At 66.9% G+C, this 23,347-nt stretch carries 27 protein-coding genes; 11 read left to right on the top strand and 16 right to left on the bottom strand.

Annotated elements, in window-relative coordinates:
• Positions 1-25: 25 nt before the first annotated feature.
• On the top strand, positions 26-406 hold the full coding sequence (locus tag OCUBac02_RS00520; RefSeq protein ID WP_173043047.1) for a hypothetical protein: 381 nt from the start codon (positions 26-28) through the stop codon (positions 404-406).
• A gap of 79 nt (positions 407-485) precedes the next feature.
• Complete coding sequence (locus tag OCUBac02_RS00515; RefSeq protein WP_173043046.1) at positions 486-1,877, top strand: sensor histidine kinase; 1,392 nt, start codon at positions 486-488, stop codon at positions 1,875-1,877.
• Between the two features lie 10 nt (positions 1,878-1,887).
• On the opposite strand, the gene OCUBac02_RS00510 is transcribed toward OCUBac02_RS00515, so the two are convergent.
• Together OCUBac02_RS00510 and OCUBac02_RS00505 are read right to left on the bottom strand one after the other, a co-directional pair.
• Positions 1,888-2,268: a response regulator gene (locus OCUBac02_RS00510; protein ID WP_173043045.1), complete on the bottom strand. Its 381-nt coding sequence runs from the start codon at positions 2,266-2,268 to the stop codon at positions 1,888-1,890.
• Positions 2,269-2,430: 162 nt separating this feature from the next.
• Positions 2,431-2,865: a DUF992 domain-containing protein gene (locus OCUBac02_RS00505; RefSeq protein ID WP_173043044.1), complete on the bottom strand. Its 435-nt coding sequence runs from the start codon at positions 2,863-2,865 to the stop codon at positions 2,431-2,433.
• A 231-nt stretch (positions 2,866-3,096) separates the two neighbouring features.
• Here OCUBac02_RS00505 and OCUBac02_RS00500 point away from each other — a divergent pair, with 231 nt between their 5' ends.
• Positions 3,097-3,276: a hypothetical protein gene (locus OCUBac02_RS00500; RefSeq protein WP_173043043.1), complete on the top strand. Its 180-nt coding sequence runs from the start codon at positions 3,097-3,099 to the stop codon at positions 3,274-3,276.
• Between the two features lie 6 nt (positions 3,277-3,282).
• Here OCUBac02_RS00500 and OCUBac02_RS00495 read toward each other — a convergent pair whose 3' ends face one another.
• Positions 3,283-3,945, bottom strand: coding sequence for an extensin-like domain-containing protein (locus OCUBac02_RS00495; RefSeq protein ID WP_173043042.1), 663 nt, complete (start codon positions 3,943-3,945; stop codon positions 3,283-3,285).
• 442 nt (positions 3,946-4,387) lie between these two features.
• Complete coding sequence (locus tag OCUBac02_RS00490; RefSeq protein WP_047581199.1) at positions 4,388-5,182, bottom strand: response regulator; 795 nt, start codon at positions 5,180-5,182, stop codon at positions 4,388-4,390.
• Between the two features lie 260 nt (positions 5,183-5,442).
• Here OCUBac02_RS00490 and OCUBac02_RS00485 point away from each other — a divergent pair, with 260 nt between their 5' ends.
• From OCUBac02_RS00485 to OCUBac02_RS00475, 3 genes are read left to right on the top strand one after another with little or no spacing between them, the layout of a single operon-like run.
• Positions 5,443-5,643, top strand: coding sequence for a NepR family anti-sigma factor (locus OCUBac02_RS00485; protein WP_156134872.1), 201 nt, complete (start codon positions 5,443-5,445; stop codon positions 5,641-5,643).
• The gene (locus OCUBac02_RS00480; protein WP_082009943.1) at positions 5,630-6,244 is read left to right on the top strand and encodes a sigma-70 family RNA polymerase sigma factor; all 615 of its coding nucleotides are present in this window, start codon (positions 5,630-5,632) and stop codon (positions 6,242-6,244) included. The genes OCUBac02_RS00485 and OCUBac02_RS00480 overlap by 14 nt, the downstream gene beginning before the upstream one ends.
• Positions 6,244-7,893 (top strand): histidine kinase dimerization/phosphoacceptor domain -containing protein, encoded by a 1,650-nt coding sequence (locus OCUBac02_RS00475; protein ID WP_173043041.1) that lies wholly within the window; start codon positions 6,244-6,246, stop codon positions 7,891-7,893. Before OCUBac02_RS00480 ends, OCUBac02_RS00475 begins: the two co-directional genes overlap by 1 nt.
• Positions 7,894-7,971: 78 nt before the next feature.
• Here the strand turns inward: OCUBac02_RS00475 and OCUBac02_RS00470 are convergent, their stop codons facing one another.
• A complete protein-coding gene (locus OCUBac02_RS00470; RefSeq protein ID WP_047581205.1) occupies positions 7,972-8,259 on the bottom strand; it encodes a hypothetical protein in 288 nt (95 codons plus the stop codon).
• 183 nt (positions 8,260-8,442) lie between these two features.
• Between OCUBac02_RS00470 and OCUBac02_RS00465 the strand changes: the two genes are divergently transcribed.
• The 3 genes from OCUBac02_RS00465 to OCUBac02_RS27435 all read left to right on the top strand — a co-directional run bounded on the left by OCUBac02_RS00465 (position 8,443) and on the right by OCUBac02_RS27435 (position 11,449).
• Positions 8,443-9,198, top strand: a complete 756-nt coding sequence (locus tag OCUBac02_RS00465; protein ID WP_173043040.1) for a Crp/Fnr family transcriptional regulator — start codon at positions 8,443-8,445, stop codon at positions 9,196-9,198.
• Between the two features lie 119 nt (positions 9,199-9,317).
• The gene (locus tag OCUBac02_RS00460; RefSeq protein WP_348521639.1) at positions 9,318-10,112 is read left to right on the top strand and encodes a class I SAM-dependent methyltransferase; all 795 of its coding nucleotides are present in this window, start codon (positions 9,318-9,320) and stop codon (positions 10,110-10,112) included.
• A 143-nt stretch (positions 10,113-10,255) separates the two neighbouring features.
• Positions 10,256-11,449, top strand: a complete 1,194-nt coding sequence (locus OCUBac02_RS27435) for a GGDEF domain-containing protein (protein ID WP_173043039.1) — start codon at positions 10,256-10,258, stop codon at positions 11,447-11,449.
• Between the two features lie 3 nt (positions 11,450-11,452).
• Here the strand turns inward: OCUBac02_RS27435 and OCUBac02_RS00450 are convergent, their stop codons facing one another.
• The gene (locus tag OCUBac02_RS00450; protein WP_173043038.1) at positions 11,453-11,968 is read right to left on the bottom strand and encodes a hypothetical protein; all 516 of its coding nucleotides are present in this window, start codon (positions 11,966-11,968) and stop codon (positions 11,453-11,455) included.
• Positions 11,969-12,106: 138 nt separating this feature from the next.
• On the opposite strand from OCUBac02_RS00450, the gene OCUBac02_RS00445 reads away from it, so the two are divergent.
• Positions 12,107-13,042, top strand: a complete 936-nt coding sequence (locus tag OCUBac02_RS00445) for a glutaminase (RefSeq protein WP_173043037.1) — start codon at positions 12,107-12,109, stop codon at positions 13,040-13,042.
• A 116-nt stretch (positions 13,043-13,158) separates the two neighbouring features.
• Here OCUBac02_RS00445 and OCUBac02_RS00440 read toward each other — a convergent pair whose 3' ends face one another.
• From OCUBac02_RS00440 to OCUBac02_RS00405, 8 genes are all read right to left on the bottom strand, one after another.
• Positions 13,159-14,781, bottom strand: a complete 1,623-nt coding sequence (locus OCUBac02_RS00440) for an ABC-F family ATP-binding cassette domain-containing protein (protein ID WP_173043036.1) — start codon at positions 14,779-14,781, stop codon at positions 13,159-13,161.
• Between the two features lie 79 nt (positions 14,782-14,860).
• Positions 14,861-15,334 (bottom strand): Cys-tRNA(Pro) deacylase, encoded by a 474-nt coding sequence (gene ybaK, locus OCUBac02_RS00435; protein ID WP_173043035.1) that lies wholly within the window; start codon positions 15,332-15,334, stop codon positions 14,861-14,863.
• Between the two features lie 187 nt (positions 15,335-15,521).
• A complete protein-coding gene (locus OCUBac02_RS00430) occupies positions 15,522-15,878 on the bottom strand; it encodes a cupin domain-containing protein (RefSeq protein ID WP_173043034.1) in 357 nt (118 codons plus the stop codon).
• Between the two features lie 11 nt (positions 15,879-15,889).
• Positions 15,890-16,660, bottom strand: a complete 771-nt coding sequence (gene kduD, locus OCUBac02_RS00425) for a 2-dehydro-3-deoxy-D-gluconate 5-dehydrogenase KduD (RefSeq protein WP_173043033.1) — start codon at positions 16,658-16,660, stop codon at positions 15,890-15,892.
• Entirely contained in the window at positions 16,660-17,496 is an 837-nt protein-coding gene (gene kduI / locus OCUBac02_RS00420; RefSeq protein WP_173043032.1) for a 5-dehydro-4-deoxy-D-glucuronate isomerase, read from the bottom strand. Before kduI ends, kduD begins: the two co-directional genes overlap by 1 nt.
• Before the next feature lie 10 nt (positions 17,497-17,506).
• Positions 17,507-18,787: a TRAP transporter large permease gene (locus OCUBac02_RS00415; RefSeq protein WP_047575073.1), complete on the bottom strand. Its 1,281-nt coding sequence runs from the start codon at positions 18,785-18,787 to the stop codon at positions 17,507-17,509.
• A gap of 3 nt (positions 18,788-18,790) precedes the next feature.
• Complete coding sequence (locus tag OCUBac02_RS00410) at positions 18,791-19,324, bottom strand: TRAP transporter small permease (RefSeq protein ID WP_052232002.1); 534 nt, start codon at positions 19,322-19,324, stop codon at positions 18,791-18,793.
• A gap of 183 nt (positions 19,325-19,507) precedes the next feature.
• Positions 19,508-20,494, bottom strand: a complete 987-nt coding sequence (locus OCUBac02_RS00405; protein ID WP_173043031.1) for a TRAP transporter substrate-binding protein — start codon at positions 20,492-20,494, stop codon at positions 19,508-19,510.
• Between the two features lie 115 nt (positions 20,495-20,609).
• Here OCUBac02_RS00405 and OCUBac02_RS00400 point away from each other — a divergent pair, with 115 nt between their 5' ends.
• Entirely contained in the window at positions 20,610-21,341 is a 732-nt protein-coding gene (locus tag OCUBac02_RS00400; RefSeq protein ID WP_173043030.1) for an FCD domain-containing protein, read from the top strand.
• 138 nt (positions 21,342-21,479) lie between these two features.
• Here OCUBac02_RS00400 and OCUBac02_RS00395 read toward each other — a convergent pair whose 3' ends face one another.
• Together OCUBac02_RS00395 and OCUBac02_RS00390 are read right to left on the bottom strand one after the other, a co-directional pair.
• Positions 21,480-22,103 (bottom strand): TetR/AcrR family transcriptional regulator, encoded by a 624-nt coding sequence (locus tag OCUBac02_RS00395; protein WP_173043029.1) that lies wholly within the window; start codon positions 22,101-22,103, stop codon positions 21,480-21,482.
• An 8-nt stretch (positions 22,104-22,111) separates the two neighbouring features.
• Complete coding sequence (locus OCUBac02_RS00390; RefSeq protein WP_173043028.1) at positions 22,112-23,305, bottom strand: CaiB/BaiF CoA transferase family protein; 1,194 nt, start codon at positions 23,303-23,305, stop codon at positions 22,112-22,114.
• Positions 23,306-23,347: the final 42 nt, after the last annotated feature.

Raw genomic sequence — 23,347 nt, 5'->3', positions numbered from 1 at the left:
CTTCATCACCGCGGAAGTTTCCGGAGTGGTAAGGCGCAATGTCACCGTCTACGGCCTGTTCGGCCTTGCCGCGCTGCTGATGCTCTGCGCCGGCGGCTACGCCCTGAATGCGCTGCATACCGTGCTGGTGCTGCGCTATGGCGCCGTCGCCGCCAGCCTGTGGATCGCCGGCGGCCTTTTCTTGGCGTCTCTGATCGCGCTCGGGATCGCTGCCATCGTCAAGAACCGCCGTCGGCCGCCGCGCCCGGCCGCGACGGCGGCGCTCGCGGCCGCGCCGCTGGCCGCGAAGCTCATCGGCTCGCGCCTGAGCTGGCGCATGGCGGCTGCCGGCGGCATCGTCGTGCTGGGCGCGATTCTGGGTCGCCAGATCGTCGCCGGCGGCTCGGATGACGATGCGGAAGCCTGATCCCGTGCCGATCGGCAGCATGGACGAGGCATGTCTTTTTACATAGGGATGTCGCCATGCATCCCCTAACAAGACTTGCATGTCTGCACAGGTGAGGCCTCGCACCCGCTTTCCGATGCCGGTTTTCCCGGTCTTCGGCGCGCGCCTTCGCTCGGCGACGACCACGATCATCGCGATCGGCGTGGTCGCGCTCGCGATCCTGCTCGCCGCCTTGATCAACTGGCAGGCACGGCAGACGGCGGACAGCGTGTCCCACGCGATCGAGATCCGCGAACGGGCCGAGCGTTTTCTCGGCCGCATGCGCGACGCCGAGACCGGGCAGCGCGGCTTCCTGCTCACCGGCAGGATCGATTACCTCGATCCCTTCACCGAGGGACGGGCCGCGGCCGGTCCCGAGCTCGACATCCTGGCGGCGTTGGTCGATTCCGATCCGGTCCAGAAGGAGCGGGTCGCGGCGCTGCGTGCGGATATGGCGATCAAGTTCGCCGAGCTGGACCGGACGATTTCGCTGGAGCGGGCCGGCCGGCGCGGCGAGGCGCTGGCGCTGGTCCGCAGCGAGAGCGGCATCGCCGCGATGGACCGGCTGCGCGACACGGTCCAATTGGTCCAGCAGAGCGAGAATATCCGCCTGAGGTCGCTCTACAGTCGCGAGGAGCGCCGCCGCCTCTGGGGCAGCACCGGCATCGTCGTCGCGCTGGCAGGCCTGGCCTTCGCCGCCTGGCAGCAATTGCGCAGGCGCCAGCGCCTGAGCCATGCGCTCGCGATCAGCAATGCCGAACTCGAGCAGATCGTGGGCGAGCGCACCCGCCAGCTCGAAAGCGAGCGCCTGCGCATCGAGGCGTTGCTGCGCGATGTGAACCACCGGGTCGGCAACAACCTCGCCATGGTCTCGGCGCTGCTCAACGTGCAGAGCCGCCAGACGCGCGAGCCGGCGGTCAAGGCTGCGTTGGCGCAAGCCCAGTCGCGCATCCAGGCGATCGCAGCAGGGCAGCGGCGCCTGCGTCTCGATATCGAGACCGACGAGATCGATGCCCGGCCCTATATGGAGGATCTGCTCGCCGAGATCGGCAAGACGGCCGAGGGCCGTCCGCTCCGGATCGAGCTCGAAATGGATGCGATCCGCCTGCTTGGTCGCGATGCCGTCTCCTTCGTCGTCATCGTCAACGAGCTGGTGACCAACGCGATCAAGCATGCCTTTCCCGACGGCATGGCCGGAAGGATCGTCGTCCGCTTCCTGCCGATCGCATACGAGGGCGAACCGGCCTTGGCGCTATCGATCGAGGATGACGGTGTCGGCATGCCCGCCGAGGCGGGGAGCAAGGGGCTCGGCCAGACCGTGATCGCGAGCCTGCTGCGCAGCATGCGGGCCGTGATGACGTCGGAGCCGGTTCATCCGGCGCAGATCGACCGCCCGGGCACGCGGGTCACGATCGTCTTTCCGAAGCACGAGGCGCTCCCGGGCCAGGCTTGAAGCCGCGCTTTCAGGCTTGTGCCGCCTCCAGGGCCGATCCGCCCACGGCGCTTTTGACGAAGGCTGCGACCTCGCGCGTCGAGAACGGCTTGCGCAGGAAGCGCACGTCGCGCAGGCTCGGCGGCACCTCGTGGGGCGCCGATCCCGAGACGAAGGCAAAGGGTGTTCCGATTTCCTGAAGCGCGCTCGCGACGTCGAAGGTCTTGCCGCCGACGACATCGATGTCGAGCAGGGCGCAGGCGAGTTGCCTGCCCGTCATCCGCCGCGCCTCGGCCACGGATTCGACGACGATCAGTTCGACCCCGTCGCCGAGCTGCTCGGCCACGGCGGTCTCGATGTCCATCGCGATGAACGGGTCGTCCTCGACGATGAGTACGCGGATATCAGCCATCGACCGGCTCTCTCACTCACTGCAATCCTGTTACCTGACCCCAACGTCACAGGATTGGCGATGTTCCTGCTCTGGCGCCCCAGCATGGCGGAAAGCTTTGGATTTGAGTCGATTTTGACCGGTCAAGGTTAGCAAAAGGTAATTCGACCCTTCGGCGGCGCGTCAGCGCCGCCGCCCCGGTGGGACGAGCGTCAGTTCCAGCGCCGTGACGCCGATAGCGATGTTAAGGCCGCGATTGCCCTGGAGCGGGAGCGGCAGCAAGGTCGCCTCATTGTCCCTGCCGCCCGACAGGGCATTGCTCGGCGTGGATGGCGCGGCCGCGTTGCCACTCTTGTAGGGCCCGCTCAACGCGCCCAACGGCGCACGCGCATAGGGCCCATAGACGCGCCAGACCATGGTCGCGGTCCGGACGGGGCCGAGACCGAGGCTGAAGCTGCGGACGATGCCGGTATAATGCTGCACCGGTCCGCGGCGCGGCCTGAAGCGGCATTCGGTCGGACGTTGCGCCTTGGCGATCGCGTTGAAATTGCTGCCGACGGTGCAGGACAGGCGCCCTGTCGGCGGACCTGCCGACTGCGCGGAAGCAGGCTCATGCATTCCGATGAGGCCGGCGAGGGCAAGGGCGGTTAGACAGGATCGGAATTGCCCTCGGTTCATCGCGAATGCTCCTGGTGAACTGCGGGACGAACGCCCCAAGAAACCCACAGTTCCGGATTAGGGAACCGGGAGAGGTTTGTCGCGTTGGCGTTTCATCTTGGCATGGGAATGTCGATGTCCGTGAGTCGTCGTCTTGGGGAAACCCCAACAATAATCGATCCCGATCTCGTGATGGCGCTGCCGCCTTTCTGGGAGCTCGAAGATCTCGTTGCGACCGGCCTCGACCAGCAGGGCGCACTGGCGGTCATGGCCGCGCGGCGCAGCGGTCCCCGGCTTGTCGGGGATATCGCCGCCACGGGGGACGAGCAGGGTTTCCTGCTGCGTTTCGGCCGGGTCGAGAGCTCCCACTGAAGGCGATCACTGGCAGAAGCGCGACGCGCGCGAGCGCCGTTCCTGGATATCGACATGCAGGTGATTGGCATGGGCCGCGTCGGAGCCCGGCCCCAGCGTGGTCATGAAGGCGCCGCAGGCCGATTGCCGGACAGCATCGAGAAAGCGGTTCTGCACCAGGCCGCTCGGCGTCTCGACCACAACCTGTGACGCGGTCCCGCCATTCCCCAGCCTGAAGGCGAAGATATCGAGCGCCTGACCGGTCGCGTGCTCGCTGACCGGCCCGGCGGTGGCCCGGTTGCGCCGCCGGCATTCATGCCCGCCGCCGACGCGCAAAGCCGTGAGATCGCGCTCGAAATAGCCACGCGCCAGCGGCTGCACGCTGCGGTCGAGCCAGTCCGCCAGCGTCCGGGCCATGGCGCAGCTCAGCAGCGGTGGCGGTTCGAACGACACGGTCGCCCCGCCGCCCACGCCCCGGATGGCGAGAGCCTCGACACGCACGGGATCGATGACCCGGCAGGCTGCGTCGCCATGTTGGGGGGTAGGGGTCGCCGGGGCGACACGATTGCCGGGGATGGCGGCCAGAGCCGACAGGCATGGGCTTGACCCGGCCGGTGCCGGTGCGTCTCCGGCTCTCGTGGAGGCAGGCTCCGCTCCGCCGGCGCCGGCCTTTCCAGCCTCGTCAGGCATGGCTGGGCGCAGCTCAGGTGGTCGTGGCGGAGGACTGCTCGGAAACCGGCGCCGCGGCAGGGGTGGCCTTGCTCGCAGAGGACATGATGCAGAGGCCGATGGCGGCGATGGCGGCCGTGGCTCCGAGCCTGGCCTTGCCTAGCTGTCGAGGGCCGAGGCGCTGGCGATCGCCAGGCCGGTCAGGCCGGCAAGGGCGAGGGAGAGAAGTTCCGCGCTGGGGGCTCCCGGCTGTATGTATCCCGAGAAAAGCGCGGTCCCGATCGATAGCGCCGCGATCACGGCCGAGAAACAGGTCGTCGCCATAGTCCACGCCCTCCCCAACTGCAAACGAAACCGTCATTTCACGCGAAACGCATCATTTCCGCTCGGGTTCCGAGCGGCAAGAAAAAAGGCCCGCGGATCGCGCCGCGGGCCTCGATCGTCGCCGAGCGGCGTCGAAGCGTCAGGCGGCCTTGCGGCCGGCGCGGCGGTCGAAGAACAGCGCCTGGCTGATCGCGGCCTTCACGGCCTCGGGCTGGAACGGCTTGGTGATCAGGAAGGCCGGTTCGGGCCGGTCGCCGGTGAGCAGCCGCTCCGGATAGGCGGTGATGAAGATCACCGGCACGTCGATCGAGGTCAGGATCTCGTTGACGGCGTCCAGGCCCGAGCTGCCGTCGGCGAGCTGGATATCGGCGAGCACGAGGCCGGGCCGCTTCTTGGCGACGAGCGCGATCGCCTCGCGCTGCGTGCGGGCGACGCCGGTGACGCTGTGGCCGAGCTCCTCGACCATCGTCTCGATGTCGAGCGCGATGATCGGCTCGTCCTCGATGATCAGGACCTCGGTCGCGACCTGTTCGGCGATCTCCTGCCCGGCCGCCTGGACCAGCGCGGCCGCTTCCGCAGCGGAGACGTCCATCACCTTGGCGACGTCGTCGATCGGGAAGCCTTCCACCGTCCGCAGCAGGAAGGCCTGACGCGGTCGCGGCGTCAGCGCTTCGAGATTGCGCTCGGCCGGAGCGCGCGCCAGCTCGACGATCGGCGCCGTGGCGTCGACGCTGGCCGAGGACCACAGCTTCAGGAAGGTCCTGTACAGGCCAATGCGCGGATCGAGATCGCGCGGGAAGCCGGAGGGATCTGCCACGAGGGCTTCGAGCATCGCGACGACATAGGCGTCGCCGCTCGGCTGGCTGCCGCACAGCGCGCGCGCGAAGCGGCGCAGGTAAGGAAGATGAGGCGCAATTTCTTTTGCAATCGACATGAACGCGTCCCTTTTAGCGTGCGGGAATAATGGCTTAGGATGCGTCGGAAACAAGAAATTTATTTTTGCGGAACCGTGGAACCTTGTCGAAGAATGCCTGTTATTAAGGCGTATTGGTGTCGCCATCGCGACCTGGCTCCGGCATCGCCGGCAGGAACGGCAAGACCGGAGATGGCAGGAATTGGAGATGCGGGACCGGCTGGAAAAGCCGGCCCGATGGTGGTGGTGCGAGGGCTGACATGAGCAGGTTGGATGCAGCGATGACGGAACCTGACGATCCCGAGGATGGGTTCGGTCTGGTTCTGGATCCCAGGGTGCAGGAATCCATCGGCCGCTCCCTCAAGGCCCATTACGACGACATCGTGAACGCACCCGTGCCCGACAAGTTTCTCGTGCTGCTCGCGCAGCTTGAGGCGACCGAGCAGCGTGCAGCCGGAGCGTCGCACGATGAGTCCCAGTGAGACGGTGACGGCCGCGCCGGCCGAGACCTTGGCTCTGGAGCGCAGGACCGAGGACTTCAAGGACGGGCTGATCCGCGAGATTCCCAATCTGCGCGCCTTCGCCGCGTCCCTCTCGGGATCCATGCAGCTGGCTGACGACCTCGTGCAGGACACGCTGCTGAAGGCCTGGGGCAATTCCGACAAGTTCGAACCCGGCACCAGCCTGCGCGCCTGGCTCTTCACCATCCTGCGCAACACCTATTACTCGCTCTACCGCAAGCGCGGCCGCGAGGTGCAGGACAGCGAGGGCACCTATGCCGAGCGCATGGCGACCCATGGCAACCAGGAAAGCCATCTCGATCTCGCCGATTTCCGCAAGGCCCTGGCGAAGCTCCCCGAGGAGCAGCGCGAGGTGCTGATCATGGTCGGTGCCACCGGCCTGTCCTATGAGGAAGCGGCGGAGATCTGCGGGGTGGCGATCGGCACGATCAAGAGCCGCGTCAATCGCGCCCGCACGAAACTCGCCGAGCTGCTGTCGATCGGCAGCGTCGACGATCTCGGTCCGGGCCGCACCAGCGCGGCTGCGATGCAGAGAGTTGGTTCCGAACCCGTCGGGTCCTGATGCGTTTGCGGCGTTTCAGCACTGTCAGGACACGCCTGCTGGCTTTGCTGGTCGCGATCGCCATTCCGATCGCCTGTGCCTCCGCTTTCGCGGCCTATGCGACCTACCGGGCCGCGATCGTCGCGATCGAGGCGGTGCAGTCGCGCGCCGTCGATGATTTCGCGGTGCGCACCCGCGTCTGGTATCGCGGCATGTCGCGCGTCCTGCTCGCCTTGGGTACGGTGGCAAGCGAGGCCCGCCTCGGTGCTGCCGGCTGCGCCGATGCCGGCATCAAGGCGTTGAAGGGATCCGGCGGTGTGCGCGGATTCCTCCTGCGCAATCGGGATGGACAGCTCTGCACCGGGGCGCTCGATCCCGGACTCACGGCCGAACTGCTCGATCAGGTCGCCCGGCAGCTTGCCGGCCGGGCTCCGGTCGGGATGTGGAATGGCGCCGATCTCGGCAGGATGCGCTACGATCAGGTGACGGCGGGCGGGCGGCGCTATCTCGCCGTGCTCGCATCGGACCTCCCCGGAGAGGGGTTGCTGCAGCAAGGGCTTCTGCTGTCCGATCCGACGCTTCTCGAGAACGTCTTCGACCTGGGCGAGGACCGTCAGGTCCTGCATATCGCTCTTGTCGGGCGTGAAGCCGGCGTCGTCGCCAGCCGGGGCGACGACCGCGATCTTTCCTGGCTCCCGCGCACGGACCTCATCCCGGAAAAGCATGCGCGCTGGGAGGCCCCGAGCCGCGCTGACAAGGATAGCGTCTTCGCCGCCCGCATGGTGGCCGACCCCGATTTCTACATCGTTGCGAGTTTCGACGATCGTCCGGCCGAGGCGGCGCGGCTGCAGTTCATCGTGCTGCTGCTCGCCCCGCTGCTGACGCTCGGCCTGCTCTGTCTCGTCTGCATGCGCGCCATCGAGAAGCATTGCCTGCGCTGGCTGCGCGGCATCGAGGTCGCCGCCCGGTCGAGGACGGCCAACAACCGCGTGCGCGCAACGGTGGCGGAGGGCATGCCCAGCGACATCCGCAGCGTCGCCGAAGCCTTCAACGGCATGGTCGAGGAGCAGGAGGTGCGCCAGCGCCGTCTCCAGACCGCGCTCGACGACAACCGTTTCCTCGTGCGCGAGCTGCACCATCGGGTCAAGAACAGCCTGCAGGTCGTGCAGAGCTATATCGGGCTGAGCAAGCGCGACCATCGCGACGAGGCGCGGCTGGCATTGGCCGATGCGGAATGTCGCGTGCATGTCCTCTCGGCCGCCTATCGCTTCACCCTTGCCGATGGCGAGATGCAGCCGGTCCGCGTCGATCTCTTCCTGGACGATGTCGTGACGATGATCTCGAACCTGATCCGCAGCCGCGACCAATGGGTGACGAGTCGGATCGAGACAGCGGCGACGCTCTCGGTGGACCGCATCATCCCGCTCGGCTTTCTCGTCGCGGATGTCGCCTCGCGCGCGCTGCGGGGCACGCCCGGCGTGCGGATCGTCGTCGAGGTGCTGGATGTCGATGCGTCGGCGATCGAGGTGGGGCTGACCGTCGACCGCGATATCGAGCACAGCGCGCCGCCGCGCCTCTTCGCCGGCCTCCTCACCCAGATCGAGGCAGTGCAGACGCAGGAGCCTCAAGGCCGCAGCCTGGGACGCTGGCGCATCGGCCACGGTTCCTGAGACCATCCGCCCGAACGGAAACGCGCCACCGATCCGATGAGGAGCGGCAGCGCGTGGGCAAGAAAAATGGTTGGCTGGTCAGCGTACGATATGGGTGACCGGACCGCCGGCCATGGCCTGTTGCGAAGGCGACGCGATCGCCCGCTTCGCGGCGCTGCGCGAGCGGTCGGCGTGATCCACGGCGGCGAGTTGCAGGTTGTCGGCATAGCCGCGCTCGCTCGCACCCTTGGCAAGCGCCACAGTGGTCGAGCTCTGGTCGTCAGGCGTTTGGAGCCCGGCTCCCAGGGTCAGGCCGGTCACGGCCGCGCCCATGAGGCCGAAGAAGACGACGGCGCGCATGGCCGGCGCGAGGCTGGACTTCTGCATCTATGTCTCCAGGGCTGTCCGGCCGATCGACCGGTTCTCGGCAGGGAAACGCCGGACAAGACATTTCGGTTCCCTGCGCCCCTGAGGGCTCGGCCCGTCCCTCTCCCTGCGGAACGCGAAGCAGCCTTGCCGCGTTGTCCGAAAGCCGGCTCCGTGCCGGCGATCGGGGGATCGCATTCGACCATGAACATCGCCAGCCGGCCGGGGCGCCTCGGCACGCCATGCCTCGCTTGTCCCTTGCGGCTCAAGCCGGCCTTCAAGGACAAGACCGATGACGAAATCCGCTTCATCCAGACGATGAAGATCGATCACCGGACCGTGCGCGCCGGATGCGACATCATCCATCCCGGTCAGGAGGATGCGGAGCTCTATACGCTCTTTTCGGGTTGGGCTTTCCGCTACAAATCCCTCCCGGACGGGCGTCGCCAGATCCTGAATTTCCTGTTGCCGGGCGATCTCGTGGGGTTGCAGGCCTCGGTGCTTGCGGCCGCCGAACATGGCATCGAGGCGCTGACGGATGTCGAGCTTTGCGTCTTCCCGCGCAAGCGCCTGTGGGATCTGTTCGAGCGGATGCCGGCGCTGGCCTATGACGTGGCCTGGCTCGGCTCGCGCGAGGAGTGCATGGTCGACGACAATCTCACCTCGGTCGGGCAGCGCAACGCGGCCGAGCGCCTCGCGGCCTTGGTCATCTCGCTCTATCACCGGGCCGATGCGCTAGGGCTCGTCAGCAATGACAGCTTCGACTTTCCACTATCGCAGCAGCAGATCGCCGATGCACTCGGGCTCTCGCTCGTTCATACCAGCAAGACTTGGTCGCGCCTGCGCCGGGAGGGGCTGTTCGCGCTGGCCGGGGGCAGGCTCACCTTGCTCAACCCGCATCTGACCGCGCGGATGGCCGAAGTCTATGAACGGATCACGGCGCCGCGGCCGCTGATCTGACGGGTTCGATTGCGGCCGATGCGGATTAAAAGCTTGGCGACAGCCCGCTCTTGACCCCATATGCCGCGCAGGTAACGTGATTTGCGTCAGACGCGTCTCTGCGGCGCTCAAGGGGTGTCATGTCTTCGACGATCCGCCATCGCCCGCCACGTGCCGCATCGCTGGCGGTTCGCCTCGGGCAGTCCCGCGTCGCGACGCGGCTCGAAGGCGAGATGCGCGTCACGGCAGCCGATCTCGTCGATCGCGTGGCCGAGGCGAAGCTCAAGGTGGCCGCCGTCCGCTACAAGGTCGAAGGCGAAGTCCGCAGCAAGGCCGAGAAGCTCAAGAGCCGCGTGACCGAAGCCAAGACGAAGCTGGGCGACGAGGCACGCTTCATCAAGTCCTGGATCGACGACCCGCGCCGGACCGGCTCGGTCACGCCGTCGAGCCCGGCGCTGGCCCGGCGCATGGCCTCCTTCGTCGACCCTGCGCAGCCCGGCCCGGTCATCGAGATCGGCCCCGGCACCGGCCCGGTCACCGAGGCGCTGATCGAGCGTGGCATCGACGAAGGCCGCCTGGTCCTCGTCGAGTACAGCCCAGAATTCTGCGCGTTGCTGAGCAAGCGTTTTCCGCGGGCGACGATCGTGCAGGGCGACGCCTATGCGTTGTCGACGACGCTCGCCGGCCATCTCCAGGAGAAGGCGATCGCGCTGGTTTCCAGCCTGCCGCTGTTCAACCGGCCGCCGGCGACCCGTTCGGCGCTCGCGCGCGAGGCGTTTCCGCTGCTCGTGGAGGGCGCACCCTTCATCCAGTTCACCTATTCGGTGATCTCGCCGATTCCGCGCAAAGGCTCGGGGCTCAAGGCCTTCGTATCGGACTGGGTATTGCGCAACATCCCGCCGGCACGCGTCTGGGTTTATCGCCAGATTCGATGATTTTCCGATATTCTGACGCTGCGTCAGCGCGCTTCATCGCGTATTCCGGCCGTTTCCATACGAAATCGTAAGACCTCGCCGTTAGGCAGCGGTCGCGATCAGGTGCCTGTCGGCCTGCTCGCGCATGAGGAGCCTAACAGCCGATGAGTGGCGCAGTCCTCCGCTACAGCCTGCCGCGTTGGCGCCTGACGCGCTGGCTCGCGGATGCCGGACCGGATGTTCCGCCCGAAATCCGGGTCGCGCTGATCGCCAGCCTCTACGGCACGCTGCCGATCTTCGCCGGCGGCGTCATCAATTCGCTTGCGGTCTCCTTCCTGATCGCCTGGCGCATCCCGACCCTGCCCTTCATGCTGTGGTGCGCCTTCGAGCTGGTCTGCTGCAGCATCCGCCTCGCCGTGCTGGTCCATGCCCGCCGCCGGGCCCTGCGCGGCGCTTCCACCCCGACCGATCTCTATCTGCTGCTCGGCATCGCCTGGGCAGCCGGCATCGGCGCCGGCACCTTCCTCAGCCTGATGAGCGGGGACTGGGTCGCGGCGACCCTGGCCTGCCTCTCGGCCGCCGCGATGGTCGGCGGCATCTGCTTCCGCAACTTCGCGGCGCCGCGCATGGCGGGCGTGATGATCGGTTTGACGCTCGGGCCTTGCGTGCTCGCCGCGCCCGTCCTGTCCGAGCCGATCATGCTGATCACCTTCATGCAGATCCCGTTCTACCTCTTCAGCATGACGGTCGCCGCCTACAAGCTCAATGCGATGTTGATCTCGACCATGCGGGCCGAGCGCGAGAACGCCTTCCATGCCCGCCACGACATGCTGACCGGCCTGTCGAACCGCACCGGCCTGGCCAAGGCCTTCGCGACGCGCTTCGAGAGCGAGACCGCGCCGCGGGGCCTGGCGCTGGTCTATCTCGATCTCGACGGCTTCAAGGCCGTGAACGACAACCATGGGCACATGGCCGGCGACGCGCTGCTCCAGCTCGTCGCCGAGCGCCTGCGCGGACTCGTGCGCAGCACCGACATCGCGGCCCGCATCGGCGGCGACGAGTTCGTCGTGCTTTCCGAGCAGACCGAGCGGGTCCAGCTCCAGCGCTTCGGCGAGCGCATCGTGCGCGAGATTTCGGAGCCCTACGAACTCGACAGCGGCCATCAGCTCAGTATCGGCGCCTCCGTCGGCATCGCGCTGGCGCCCGAGCACGGTCGCGACATGAACAGCCTGATGGCTGCGGCCGACGCCGCGCTCTACCAGGCGAAATCGCGCGGCAAGTCGCTCTGCGTCATCGCCGGGCAGCGTTCGGTCCTGGACGCGCGCGCTTCAGGCGGGCGCTCGCTGCGACTGCAATAGCCGCTACTCGATCGTGCAGGCATCCGTCGCGGGCAGCAAACGCCAGACGCCGTCATCGGGCTTGGCGGGAATCTTCACCGCGCCGTCGGCGATCTCCTCGGCGTCATAGGGATTGGGATTGGCGATGATCCCGCCATTGCGGATATCGAGGGCGCCCTGCGGTCCGCTCTCCAGCCGCCAGTGGCCGGCCTCCCATTCCGGCACGCAGCGCAGGGCGTTGCCCTGTGGCTTGCAGAAGCCGCCGAGCTGGTAGTCGAAGCGGCCCGTGGTCGTGCGCTGGCGCAGGTTGAAATAGAGGGCGACATAGAGCGCCGCATGCGGCTCGGCCTGCCAGTTGACGGGCTTGTGGACGAGGCGGATCTTCGCGACCTTCTGCTGTGGATGCGCCTTGAGATGGGCCTCGTCGTAGGCGCGCTCCCAGCAGGCGTCCCGTTTCGGTGGCAATTCGCTTTCGAGCGGGCGGGCCATGGCCGGCAGGGCGGCGACCAGCAGGGCGGAAACGACGGCAGCGCGGCGCATTCTGAGGGCCTCCGGGCTTTGGAGCCTCAGGTCAACGCAGTTTCAGGCCGGTTGCAACGGTTTTCGCTCGGCGCTTGACCGCGAGCGCGCGCTGGGGCTTGGCTGTCGCGCCGGGACGGAACAGCCGGAGCGGGAAGCGTGACGGATATCGGGCGGCTGGTCCGCGACATCACCGACGAGATGCGCGGCGCGCAGGAGCGCGGCGAGGTCGCGACCTATATCCCGCCGCTCGCACGCATCGATCCCCGCCAGTTCGGGCTCTGCGTCGTGACGGCCGATGGCGAAATCCATGCCGCCGGCGACAGCGAGGAGCCCTTCTCGATCCAGAGCGTCTCGAAGGTCTTCGCGCTGACGCAGGCGCTCGGCAAGGTCGGCGATACGCTCTGGCGCCGGGTCGGGCGCGAGCCCTCGGGCACGCCGTTCAATTCGATCGTCCAGCTCGAGCGCGAGCAGGGCGTGCCGCGAAACCCCTTCATCAATGCCGGCGCGCTGGTCGTCTCGGATATCAACCTCGCCGGCCACGAGCCGCGCGTCGCCATCGGCGAGCTGCTGCGCTTCATGCGCTACCTCGCCGATGACGACACGATCATCATCGACGAGGCGGTGGCGCGGGCCGAGCAGGCGACCGGCTTCCGCAACATCGCGCTCGCCAATTACATGAAGGCCTTCGGCAACATCACGCATCCGCCGGAGCTGACGCTCGGCGTCTATTTCCACCAATGCGCCATCGCCATGAATTGCCGCCAGCTCGCCATGGCCGGGCGCTTCCTGATGCATGGCGGCTACTACGAGCCCGGCGGGCCGCGCGTCGTCTCAGGGCAACGGGCGCGGCGCATCAACGCGCTGATGCTGACCTGCGGCCATTACGACGCCTCGGGCGATTTCGCCTTCCGGGTCGGCCTGCCCGGCAAGTCCGGCGTCGGCGGCGGCATCCTGGCGATCGCGCCGGGCAAGGCCGCGATCGCGGTCTGGTCGCCCGGCCTCAATACCAACGGCAATTCCCTGCTCGGCACGCTGGCGCTGGAGCGCCTGACCGAAGCGACCGGCTGGTCGGTCTTCGCGCTCGCGCGGTAGGGACAATGCGCGTCATGCTCGGGCTTGACCCGAGCATCTCGTGCCGAGAAGGGCGCCTCTTCCCGCCTGAGATTCTCGGGTCTGCGCTTCGCTTCGCCCGAGAATGACGGGGAGATTTAGCTCCGCAACCCCGGCGCTTCCTGCCCGGTGCGAGCGACATACTCGGTATAGCCGCCGCCATAGGCATGCACGCCGTCCGGCGTCAGCTCCAGCAGGCGGTTGGACAACGCGGCGAGGAAATGCCGGTCGTGGCTGACGAAGAGCATCGTGCCCTCGTAGTTCGAGAGCGCGGTGATCAGCATCTCCTTGGTGGCGATGTCCAGATGGTTGGTCGGCTCGTCCAGCACCAGGAAATTCGGCGGATCGTAGAGCATCATCGCCATGACGAGCCGCGCCTTCTCGCCGCCGGATAGCACGCGGCAGCGCTTCTCGACATCGTCGCCGGAGAAGCCGAAGCAGCCGGCGAGCGAGCGCAGCGAGCCCTGCCCGGCCTGCGGGAAGCGGTCCTCCAGCGCCTCGAACACGGTGCGCTCGCCGTCGAGTACTTCCATGGCATGCTGGGCGAAATAGCCGAGCTTGACGCTGGCGCCGATATTGACCGTGCCGGCATCGGGCTCGGTCGTGCCGGTGACGAGCTTCAGCAGCGTCGACTTGCCGGCGCCGTTGACGCCGAGCACGCACCAGCGCTCCTTGCGCTGGATCTGGAAGTTCAGCCCGTCATAGATGCTGCGGCTGCCATAGGCCTTGCCGACATTCTTGAGGCTGACGACGTCGTCGCCGGAGCGTGGTGCCGGCTGGAACTCGAAGGCGACGCTCTGGCGCCGGCGCGGCGGTTCGACCCGCTCGATCTTGTCGAGCTTCTTCACCCGGCTCTGCACCTGCGCGGCATGCGAGGCGCGCGCCTTGAAGCGCTCGATGAAGGCGATCTCCTTGGCGAGCATCGCCTGCTGGCGCTCGAACTGCGCCTGCATCTGCTTCTCGGCCAGCGCCCGCTGCTGCTGGTAGAACTCGTAATCGCCGGAATAGCTGGTCAGCGCGCCGCCATCGATCTCGATGATCTTGCCGACGATGCGGTTCATGAACGCGCGGTCATGCGAGGTCATCAGCACGGCGCCGTCATAGTTCTTGAGGAAGGATTCCAGCCAGATCAGGCTTTCGAGGTCGAGATGGTTCGACGGTTCGTCGAGCAGCATCGCATCGGGGCGCATCAGCAGGATGCGGGCGAGCGCGACGCGCATCTTCCAGCCGCCGGAGAGCCCGCCGACATCGCCCTCCATCATCTCCTCGCTGAAGCCCAACCCCGCGAGCACCTCGCGGGCGCGCCCGTCGAGCGCATAGCCGTCGAGCTCCTCGAAACGGCCCTGCACCTCGCCATAGCGGGAGATGATCTCCTCCATCTCGTCGGCCCGGTCCGGATCGACCATGGCGGCTTCGAGCGCGGCGAGCTCGGCCGCGACCGTGCTGACCGGGCCTGCCCCGTCCATCACCTCGGCGACGGCGCTGCGCCCGGCCATCTCGCCGACATCCTGGCTGAAATAGCCGATGGTGATGCCGCGATCGGTCGAGACCACGCCCTCGTCGGGCGCTTCCTCGCCGGTGATCATCCGGAACAGGGTGGTCTTGCCGGCGCCGTTCGGTCCGACGAGCCCGACCTTCTCGCCCTTCAGAAGCCCGGCCGAGGCCTCGATGAAGACGATCTGCTTTCCGTTCTGCTTGCTGATATTCTCGAGGCGGATCATGGAAATAGGGAACCTTGGAGGAATGCTCCCGCGGCACTAAGCCATCGGGGCGTGTCGGGAAAGATCGGGGAGCCTGCCATCAGGCCGAGATGACGGCGCTGCGGGCATTGGCCGCGCTCAGGAGATCGGCGGGCGCGAGCGCGATCTGCAGGCCGCGCTGGCCGCCATTGACATAGACCAGCGCCTCGGCAGCGGCCGGCTCGTCCACGATCACCGGCAATCTGCGCTTCTGGCCGAAGGGGCTGACCCCGCCGACCTTGTAGCCGGTCAGACGCTCTGCATCGGGCACCGGCATCATTGCCGCAGCCTTTCCGCCGAAGGCCGCCGCGACCTTCTTCATGCTGGCCTCGCGATCGGAGGCGAGCACGATGCAGACCGGCTTGCCGTCCACCTGCGCGATCAATGTCTTGAGCACGCGATGCGGCGGCTCGCCCAGCGCCTCAGCCGCCTGCAATCCGACGCGCTCGGCATTGGGGTCGTAATTGTAGCTATGAAGCTCGAAATGGATTCCGAGCTGCTTCAGCGCCAGAGTGGCGGGGGTCGTCTGAGCCATCGTGCCGGTACCGCATGGGCGGAAACATGGAAATCCGCCTCTCTCTGCAGAGATTTCCCGAAATATCAACGGCTCTCTAGTCTCAGACAGGGCCGGCCAGCAACAGAGCAATGTCAGCGCGGCGTTACCGGCGATCTCGCAGATCGTCGGAACGTGATCCGTGCGCTCCGGCTTCGCCCTTGGATCGTCAAGGGTCGTTTGGAGAAGTCACGAAATCCCGGCGCATCGGCGTGAAGACATCGACGAGGACGCCGGCCTCGATATTGACCGCGCCGTGGATCGCATCCGGCGGCACGGTGAAGCTGTCTCCGGCGACGAGGCGCTCGGTGCGCCCGGAGATGGTGATGTCGAAGACCCCGCTCTCGACCAGCGAGCACTGGATATGGGGATGGCTATGCGCGGGGCCGATCGCACCGGTCTCGAAGCGCACGCGCACCATCATCACCTCGTCGCGATAGGTCAGGATCTTGCGCGTCACGCCCTCGCCGGCGGGCTCCCAGACGAGATCGGCGTCATGGGCGAAGGGCTGGTTCCTGCGGTCCATGTCATTCTCCCTCAGCGCGCGAGCCAGCCGCCGTCGACCGGCAGAACGATGCCATGGATATAGGCGGCGGCATCCGAGGCGAGGAAGACGGCTGCTCCGCCCAGCTCCCGCGGCTGCCCCCAATGCCCGGCCGGGATGCGCCCGAGGATCGCGGCGTTGCGCTCGGGATCGGCGCGCAGGGCTTCGGTGTTGTTCGTCACGAAATAGCCCGGCGCGATGGCATTGACGTTGATGCCCCTGCCGGCCCATTCGCAGGCCAGCAGCCGCGTCAGCCCGGCAAGCCCGCTCTTCGACGCCGTATAGGACGGGATGCGGATGCCGCCCTGGAAGGAAAGCAGCGAGGCGATGTTGATCACCTTGCCGCCCTTGCCGTCGGCGAGCATGCGTTTCGCTACCGCTTGGGTCAGGAAGAAGGTCGATTTCAGGTTCACGTCCATCACCGTGTCCCAATCGGCCTCGGTGAAGTCGATCGCGTCGGCACGGCGGATGATCCCGGCATTGTTGACGAGGATGTCGAGCCGCGAGCCGTCGGCCCTCGCCACCGCTTCGGCTTCCTCGACGATCCGCGCGACCGGCTCCAGCGTGGCAAGATCGGCGGTGATCTCATGGAAGGGCTGGCCGGCCGCCGCGACCAGCGCCTTGGTCTCCGCCGCGCTCGAACGGCCGACCGCGACGATGCCGGCCCCCGCCTCGGCCAGCGCGACCGCGATCGCCTGGCCGAGACCGGTATTGGCTCCGGTGACGATTGCCGTGCGGCCGGTCAGGTCGAAGGGCGAGACCATCAGCGCAGGTCCCCGGTCGCGACCATGTCCATGTCGGTATAGTCGACATTGTCGCCGCCCATGCCCCAGATGAAGGAATAGGCCTTCGTCCCGACGCCGGAATGGATCGACCAGCCGGGCGACAGGATCGCCTGCTCATTGGCGACGACGAGATGGCGGGTCTCGTGCGGCTCGCCCATCAGGTGGAAGACGCGCGCGTCGGCGGGGACGTCGAAATAGAGATAGATCTCGCAGCGCCGGTCATGAACATGCGCCGGCATGGTGTTCCAGGTGCTGCCCTCCTCCAGCGTGGTCACGCCCATCACGAGCTGGCAGGTCTCGCAAACGCCGGGGATGATGTACTGCCGGATGACGCGCTTGTTGGCGGTCGCCTGCTCGCCGAGCGCCAGCGTCTTGGCGTCGGCCTCGCGGATCACCCTGGTCGGATGCACGGCATGGGCCGGGGTCGAGAGCAGGTAGAACCTCGCCGGATTGCCCGCAGCATCGCTGGCGAAGGAAACCGCCCCGGCTTCCTTGCCGATATAGAGCGCATCGCGCTTGGCGAGCGCGTAATCCTGGCCGCCGACCGAGACCTTGCCGGGGCCGCCGACATTGACGATGCCGAGCTCGCGCCGCCTGAGGAAGGCGTCGGTACCCACCGCCTTCGGCGTCGGCAGCGTGACGGGCTTGTCCGCCGGCATGGCGCCGCCGACGATGACGCGGTCGAGATGGCTATAGGTCAGCCTGACCTCGCCCGCAGCGAACAGCGTCTCGATCAGGAAGTGGCGCCTGAGCTCCGCCGTGTCGAAGCCCCTGACGGCTTCGGGATGCGAAACCTGGCGAATCTCGATGGTCATGATCGGTCCTTCAGTGGAACAGGCGCGGCAGCCAGAGCGACAGGCCGGGCAGATAGGTGACGAGCAGGAGCACGGCGACGCTGGCGCCGTAGAACGGCCAGATCGTGCGCATGGACTCGCCGATGGAGATGCGGCCGATGGCGCAGGCGACGAACTGCACCGAGCCGACCGGCGGGGTGTTGAGGCCGATGCCGGCGTTGAGGATCAGGATCACGCCGAAATGCACGGGATCGACGCCGAAGGCCTTGACCACCGGCAGGAAGATCGGCGTGCAGATGATGATCATCGGCGCCATGTCCATGAAGGTGCCGAGCACCAGCAGGATCAGGTTGATCATCAGCAGGATGACGATGGGATTGTCGGAAACCGCCTTCATCGCGGCGATCGTCGCCTGCGGCACCTGCAGAAAGGCCATCAGCCAGCCGAAGGCGCCGGCCGTGCCGATCACCAGCAGCACCATCGCCGTGGTGCGCACCGCGCCCAGGGTCGCCTCGACGAAGGCCGTCCAGGTGAGCTGGCGATAGACGAAGACGGTGACGAGCAGGGCGTAGACCACCGCGACGCAGGAGGATTCCGTCGCCGTGAAGACGCCCGAGCGCACGCCGCCGAAGATGATGGCGATCAGCAGGATGCCGGGCAGCGCCAGCACGACATGGCGGCCCACCGCGGCGAAGCCCGGAAAGGCCTCGCGCGGATAGCCGCGTCGCGCCGCGACGGCCCAGGCCGCGACCATCAGGGCCAGGCACAGCATCAGCCCGGGCACGATGCCCGCGGTGAACAGGTCGGCGATGGAGAGGTTGCCGCCGGCCGCCAGCGAATAGATGATCATGTTGTGGGAGGGCGGGATCATCAGGGCGATGATCGCCGCGTTCGCCGTGACGTTGACGGCATAGTCGGCATCGTAGCCGCGCTTCTTCATCTGCGGGATCATCAGGCCGCCGACGGCGGAGGCATCTGCGACCGCCGAGCCGGAGATGCCGCCGAACAGCGTCGAGGTCACGACATTGACCTGGCCGAGGCCGCCGCGCAGATGGCCGACGAGGCTCGCCGCCATCTGGATCAGCCGCTCGGCGATGCCGCCGCGGATCATCAGGTCGCCGGCATAGATGAAGAACGGGATCGCCATCATGGCGAAGGCGTTCATGCCGGAATTCATCTGCTGGAAGACGACGACCGGCGGCAGCCCCATATAGGCGACGGTCGCGAATGAGGCGAGGCCGAGGCAGAAGGCGACGGGCACGCCGATCAACAGCAGGACCGAGAAGACGCCGAAGAGAATCCAGAGTTCCATCGCTCAGGCCTCCCGGCTCTCACCGAAATGAACGAAGCCGAGCGGCGCCTGCCGCTCGCCGGTGACGAAGAGGAGCAGCTTCTCGAGCGCGAAAAGAGCGATCAGCGCGCCGCCGGCGGCGATCGGGACGTAGTCCCAGCCGCGGGATATGCCGATGATCGGCATCCGGTCGCTCCACGTTCCGGCGGCGAGCTGCCAGCCATAGCCGAGCATGGCGAGGCCGAAGGCGCAGACCAGGGCCTCGCCGACGACGATCAGCACGGCGCGCAATCGTGGCGGCGACAGCACCAGCCCGACCTCGAAGCCGAGATGGTCGCTCTCGCGCACGCCGACGGCGGCGCCGAGCAGGATGAACCAGGACATCAGGAAGAGCGATCCGGCTTCGACCCAGATCGGCGTGTCGTTGAGCACGTAGCGGCCGAACACGCCCCAGGCGACCATCGCCGTCATCAGGACGAGGCCGGCTCCGGCGGCGATGAGCGCGAACAGGCTGAGCTTGGCGTCGATACGTGTCAGGAAAGCGGTGAAAGCGCGCATGGGATGTCCGTGGATGCGGGTTTCTCATCCTCAGCCTTCATCCTGAGGAGCCGCGAAGCGGCGTCTCGAAGGATGGTCCGGCGATCTCTGGATCATCCTTCGGGACGCAATCTGCGATCGCTCCTCAGGATGGGGGCTTTTGGAAATCGGGGCGGCCCGGAAGCCGCCCCGCCTAGGCGAGGCTCAGTTCACCGCCTGGATCGCGGCGACCATTTCCTTCAGCTTCGGGTCGGTGACGAACTTGTCGTAGACCGGCTTCATCGCGTCGATGAAGGGCTTCTTGTCGACCTGGTTGATCTGGGCGCCACCGGCCTTGACCTTGGCTTCGGAGGCCTTCTCGCGGGCATCCCAGAGCTCGCGCATCTTGGCGACGGATTCCTTCGCGGCCGCCTTGATGATCGCCTGGTCGGCGGCGTTGAACTTGTCGAAGCTCTTCTTCGACATCACCAGCGCTTCCGGCGAGAGCGAATGCTCGGTCACCGAGTAGAACTTGGAAACCTCGAAATGGCGGGTCGACTCATAGGACGGCCAGTTGTTCTCGGCGCCGTCGATGACGCCGGTCTGGAGCGCGGAATAGACCTCGCCGAAAGGCATCGGGGTGGCATTGGCGCCGAGCGCCGAGACCAGCGCGACGAACATGTCGGACTGCTGCACGCGGATCTTCATGCCCTTCATGTCGGCGGGCGTGTTGATCGGACGCTTGGAATTGTAGAACGAACGCGAGCCGGAATCGTAGAAGGCGAGGCCGATCAGGTCGTGCTTCTCGAATTCCTTCAGCAGGTTGTCGCCGATCGGCCCGTCCATCGTCTTCCGCATGTGGTCGACCGAGCGGAAGATGAAGGGCAGGGACGGAATGTTGGTCGCCGGGATCAGGTTGTTGAACGGCGCCATGTTGATGCGGTTGATGTCGATGACGCCGAAACGGGTCTGGTCGATCGTGTCCTTCTCCTGGCCGAGCTGGGCCGAGTGGAAGACGTTGATCTTGACGCGGCCCTGCGTGCGCTCCTCGAGCAGCTTGCCGAAATGGCGGACGGCCTCGACGGTCGGGTAGTCGGTCGGGTGGATATCGGCCGAGCGCAGCGTCACGCTCTGGGCCGGGGCTGAGGTCGCGGCGGCAGCCGAAAGGGCGAGCGCTGCGGTATAGGCGAGGAAACTGCGGCGTGCGGTCATGGTGCGTTCTCCCGTGTTTTCGAAGGCCCCGCCGTTTCCCGGCTTGTTCGCTGGCGCCTCGAACGTAAGCTTGCTGCCAGCCCCCTTGCGGTTGCGGCAGTGATTGTATGGTAGTATGTTGTGGTATGGTACGCAACAGGCTGTGGAGGTTTTCGACTTGAGCCTTTCGTTGGCGTCACCCGCCCTCGCACTGGGCGCTTCGGCGGCCGGGCGCGTCGAAGCCGAACTGCGTCGCGCGATCATCGCACTCGAACTGCCACCGGGCACGCGGCTGTCGGAGCAGGAGATCGCGCTGAAATACGGGGTCTCGCGCCAGCCGGTGCGAGAGGCCCTGATCGCGCTCGCCCGGACGCGGCTGGTCGACGTGCAGCCGCAGCGCGGCACGGTCGTGGTCAAGTTCTCCGTCCGCAAGATGATGGAGGCCCGCTTCGTCCGCGAGGCGGTCGAGGTCGCGATCGTCCGGCAGGCTTGCCAGTCCTTCGCCGCGCAAAGCCGCCAGCGGATCGGCGATCTCCTCGACATGCAGGACAAGGCGGCCGCGCGCGACGACCACGCCGCCTTCCAGCGCTATGACGAGCTGTTCCATATCGAGCTGACCGAGGGCGTCGGCATGCCCCTCGCCTGGGAGGCGATCCGGGACATCAAGGCGCATATGGACCGGGTGTGCCAGCTCACGCTGCCGGGGCCGGATGCGATGCTGCCGCTGGTGCAGCAGCATCGCAGCATCATGGTTGCGATCGACGCTCGGGACTCAGGACGGGCGGAAACGGCGATGCGCCACCATCTCACCGAAATTCTGCGCGCACTCCCCAGAACGGAAGCGAGCTTTCCCGATCTGTTCGAATGACCGTCGCCGCTCCGCGAACGCGGCTAGAGCATCGGACTGAATATCATATTCAGTCCGATGCTCTAGGCCTTTGATTTTGCATCGGCTTTTCCGAAAGCCGCGTTCCACTTTTCGGGCCGATGCTCTAAAGGCCGCCAATCAAGCGCGCAGGCCGCCGAGCATCAGGTCGCAATAATCCTGCGCGAAAGCAGCCGCGCGGCGGCCCTTCCCCGGCTTGAACCAGCGCACCATCCAGTTGAGCAGCGAGAGCACGGCGCGGCTGGCGACGTCGATATCGACCGCCCGGAAGGCCCTCGTGGCGACGCCGTCGGCGATGATCTGCCGCAGGGCCTGTTCGTGCTCGTCGCGCAGCTTCTGCGCCTCCACGATCATCACCACATTCTCCATGCCGCCATAGCCGACGAGCATGGTGAGGAAGCCGTCATAGTGCTCCTCGAAGAAATCGGCATGCGCGGTCATGAAGCGGGCCAGCGCCTCTTCCGGGCCGGAGGCCTGCGCCGTCGCCCGCGAGACGTGATGGCGCAGCCCTTCGAGCGTGCGCACGATGATCGCCTCGTAGATCTCCTTCTTGTTGGGGAAGTAGTGATAGATCGCGGCCTTGGTCACGCCGACGGCGGCCGCAAGCTCGCCGAGCGACGACCCGTCATAGCCGTCGCGGGCGAAGAGCCGGGCGGCATCGTCGAGGATACGGTCGCGCGCGTTCGCGATGGTCGGCGGGCGGCCTTGGCGCCTGGGTTTCGCTTCGGTGTTCGTCCCTGCCATGGCTGACCTCAGCCGATCGCGCCGGCGGCGCGCAGTCGCTCGATCTGCTCGGGCCCGAGACCGAGATGCTCGGCAAGGACCGCATCGGTATGCTCGCCGACCGCGGGCGGCGGCGTCGGCTCGCGCTGCGGGCTTGCCGACATCCGCAAGGGGCTGCGGACCGAGCGGAAGGTGCCGATCGTCGGCGCCGGAACGGAGACGACGCTCTGGCGCAACGCGGCGATGTCGCTCGTCAGCGCCTGGCCGACGCTGCGGACATCGCCGGCGGGCACGCCGGCAGCGTGCAGATCGCCCAATACGTCCGTCAGGTTCAGGCTTGCGAAGTGCCGTTCGAGCAGGGGCAGCAGGGTTTCGCGATGCTCGGTGCGCTTGCGGTTGGTCGCATAGCGCGGATCGTCGGAAAGGTGGGCCAGGCCAAGCGCCCGGCAGAACCGGCGGAACTGCTCGTCATTGCCGACGGCGATGGCGATCCGCCCGCCGATGCAGGCGAAGATCTGGTAGGGCACGATGCTGGGATGGGCGTTGCCGTAGCGGCCGGGTTCACTGCCGGTATTGAGATGGCCCGAGGCGATATTCGCCAGGAAGAACAGGGCGCTGTCGTTGAGGCCGATATCGAGCCATTGCCCCTCGCCGCTGCGCTCGCGCATGTAGAGCGCCGCGAGCACGGCCTGCACGGCGTTCATGCCGGTGACGAGATCGATGAAGGCGACGCCCAGCCGCATCGGCTCGCCGTCGCGCTCGCCGGTGATCGCCATGAAGCCGGATTCGGCCTGGATGATGAAGTCGTAGCCGGGGCGTTCCTCCTGCGCATGGCCGCGGCCATAGCCGGAGATCGAGCAGACGATCAGGCGCGGATTGATCGCCTTGAGGTCGTCATAGGTCAGCCTGAACTTGCGCAGCGAGGCCGGCCGGAAATTCTCGACGAGGACATCGGCCTTGCGGGCGAGTTCGACGATGATCTCGCGACCTTCTGCCGTGCCCATGTTGACGGCGAGGCTCTTCTTGTTGCGGTTGGCGCCGAGATAATAGGTCGAGATGCCTTCGACCGAGGGCGGCATCCAGCCCCGCGTGTCGTCGCCCGCGCCGGGCTGCTCGATCTTCCAGATCTCGGCACCGAGATCGCCCAGCGTCATCGTCGCCCAGGGGCCGGCGAGAACGCGGGTGAGATCGAGGACCTTGATGCCTTCCAGTGCCGCGCCCATCGCTCGTCCGTCTTGCATTTCGATATTTACTTACCGGCTGGA

The organism is Bosea sp. ANAM02 (assembly GCF_011764485.1).
Classification (GTDB): domain Bacteria; phylum Pseudomonadota; class Alphaproteobacteria; order Rhizobiales; family Beijerinckiaceae; genus Allobosea.
This window is presented reverse-complemented; position numbering and strand designations above follow the sequence as displayed.

Bases quoted from the DNA above. Each gene is read 5' to 3' on its own strand.
- OCUBac02_RS00430 (WP_173043034.1), bottom strand. From the start codon at position 15,878: ATGGACCGCAGGAACCAGCCCTTCGCCCATGACGCCGATCTCGTCTGG.
- OCUBac02_RS00390 (WP_173043028.1), bottom strand. From the start codon at position 23,305: ATGGGCGCGGCACTGGAAGGCATCAAGGTCCTCGATCTCACCCGCGTT.
- kduI (WP_173043032.1), bottom strand. From the start codon at position 17,496: ATGACCATCGAGATTCGCCAGGTTTCGCATCCCGAAGCCGTCAGGGGC.
- OCUBac02_RS00505 (WP_173043044.1), bottom strand. From the start codon at position 2,865: ATGCATGAGCCTGCTTCCGCGCAGTCGGCAGGTCCGCCGACAGGGCGC.
- OCUBac02_RS00460 (WP_348521639.1), top strand. From the start codon at position 9,318: ATGTCTTCGACGATCCGCCATCGCCCGCCACGTGCCGCATCGCTGGCG.
- ybaK (WP_173043035.1), bottom strand. From the start codon at position 15,334: ATGGCTCAGACGACCCCCGCCACTCTGGCGCTGAAGCAGCTCGGAATC.
- OCUBac02_RS00495 (WP_173043042.1), bottom strand. From the start codon at position 3,945: ATGCCTGACGAGGCTGGAAAGGCCGGCGCCGGCGGAGCGGAGCCTGCC.
- OCUBac02_RS00515 (WP_173043046.1), top strand. From the start codon at position 486: ATGTCTGCACAGGTGAGGCCTCGCACCCGCTTTCCGATGCCGGTTTTC.
- OCUBac02_RS00500 (WP_173043043.1), top strand. From the start codon at position 3,097: ATGGCGCTGCCGCCTTTCTGGGAGCTCGAAGATCTCGTTGCGACCGGC.
- OCUBac02_RS00480 (WP_082009943.1), top strand. From the start codon at position 5,630: ATGAGTCCCAGTGAGACGGTGACGGCCGCGCCGGCCGAGACCTTGGCT.
- kduD (WP_173043033.1), bottom strand. From the start codon at position 16,660: ATGGTCTCGCCCTTCGACCTGACCGGCCGCACGGCAATCGTCACCGGA.
- OCUBac02_RS00450 (WP_173043038.1), bottom strand. From the start codon at position 11,968: ATGCGCCGCGCTGCCGTCGTTTCCGCCCTGCTGGTCGCCGCCCTGCCG.
- OCUBac02_RS00395 (WP_173043029.1), bottom strand. From the start codon at position 22,103: ATGGCAGGGACGAACACCGAAGCGAAACCCAGGCGCCAAGGCCGCCCG.
- OCUBac02_RS00440 (WP_173043036.1), bottom strand. From the start codon at position 14,781: ATGATCCGCCTCGAGAATATCAGCAAGCAGAACGGAAAGCAGATCGTC.
- OCUBac02_RS00415 (WP_047575073.1), bottom strand. From the start codon at position 18,787: ATGGAACTCTGGATTCTCTTCGGCGTCTTCTCGGTCCTGCTGTTGATC.
- OCUBac02_RS00400 (WP_173043030.1), top strand. From the start codon at position 20,610: ATGTTGTGGTATGGTACGCAACAGGCTGTGGAGGTTTTCGACTTGAGC.
- OCUBac02_RS00485 (WP_156134872.1), top strand. From the start codon at position 5,443: ATGACGGAACCTGACGATCCCGAGGATGGGTTCGGTCTGGTTCTGGAT.
- OCUBac02_RS00470 (WP_047581205.1), bottom strand. From the start codon at position 8,259: ATGCAGAAGTCCAGCCTCGCGCCGGCCATGCGCGCCGTCGTCTTCTTC.
- OCUBac02_RS00510 (WP_173043045.1), bottom strand. From the start codon at position 2,268: ATGGCTGATATCCGCGTACTCATCGTCGAGGACGACCCGTTCATCGCG.
- OCUBac02_RS00465 (WP_173043040.1), top strand. From the start codon at position 8,443: ATGAACATCGCCAGCCGGCCGGGGCGCCTCGGCACGCCATGCCTCGCT.
- OCUBac02_RS00405 (WP_173043031.1), bottom strand. From the start codon at position 20,494: ATGACCGCACGCCGCAGTTTCCTCGCCTATACCGCAGCGCTCGCCCTT.
- OCUBac02_RS00410 (WP_052232002.1), bottom strand. From the start codon at position 19,324: ATGCGCGCTTTCACCGCTTTCCTGACACGTATCGACGCCAAGCTCAGC.
- OCUBac02_RS27435 (WP_173043039.1), top strand. From the start codon at position 10,256: ATGAGTGGCGCAGTCCTCCGCTACAGCCTGCCGCGTTGGCGCCTGACG.
- OCUBac02_RS00490 (WP_047581199.1), bottom strand. From the start codon at position 5,182: ATGTCGATTGCAAAAGAAATTGCGCCTCATCTTCCTTACCTGCGCCGC.
- OCUBac02_RS00475 (WP_173043041.1), top strand. From the start codon at position 6,244: ATGCGTTTGCGGCGTTTCAGCACTGTCAGGACACGCCTGCTGGCTTTG.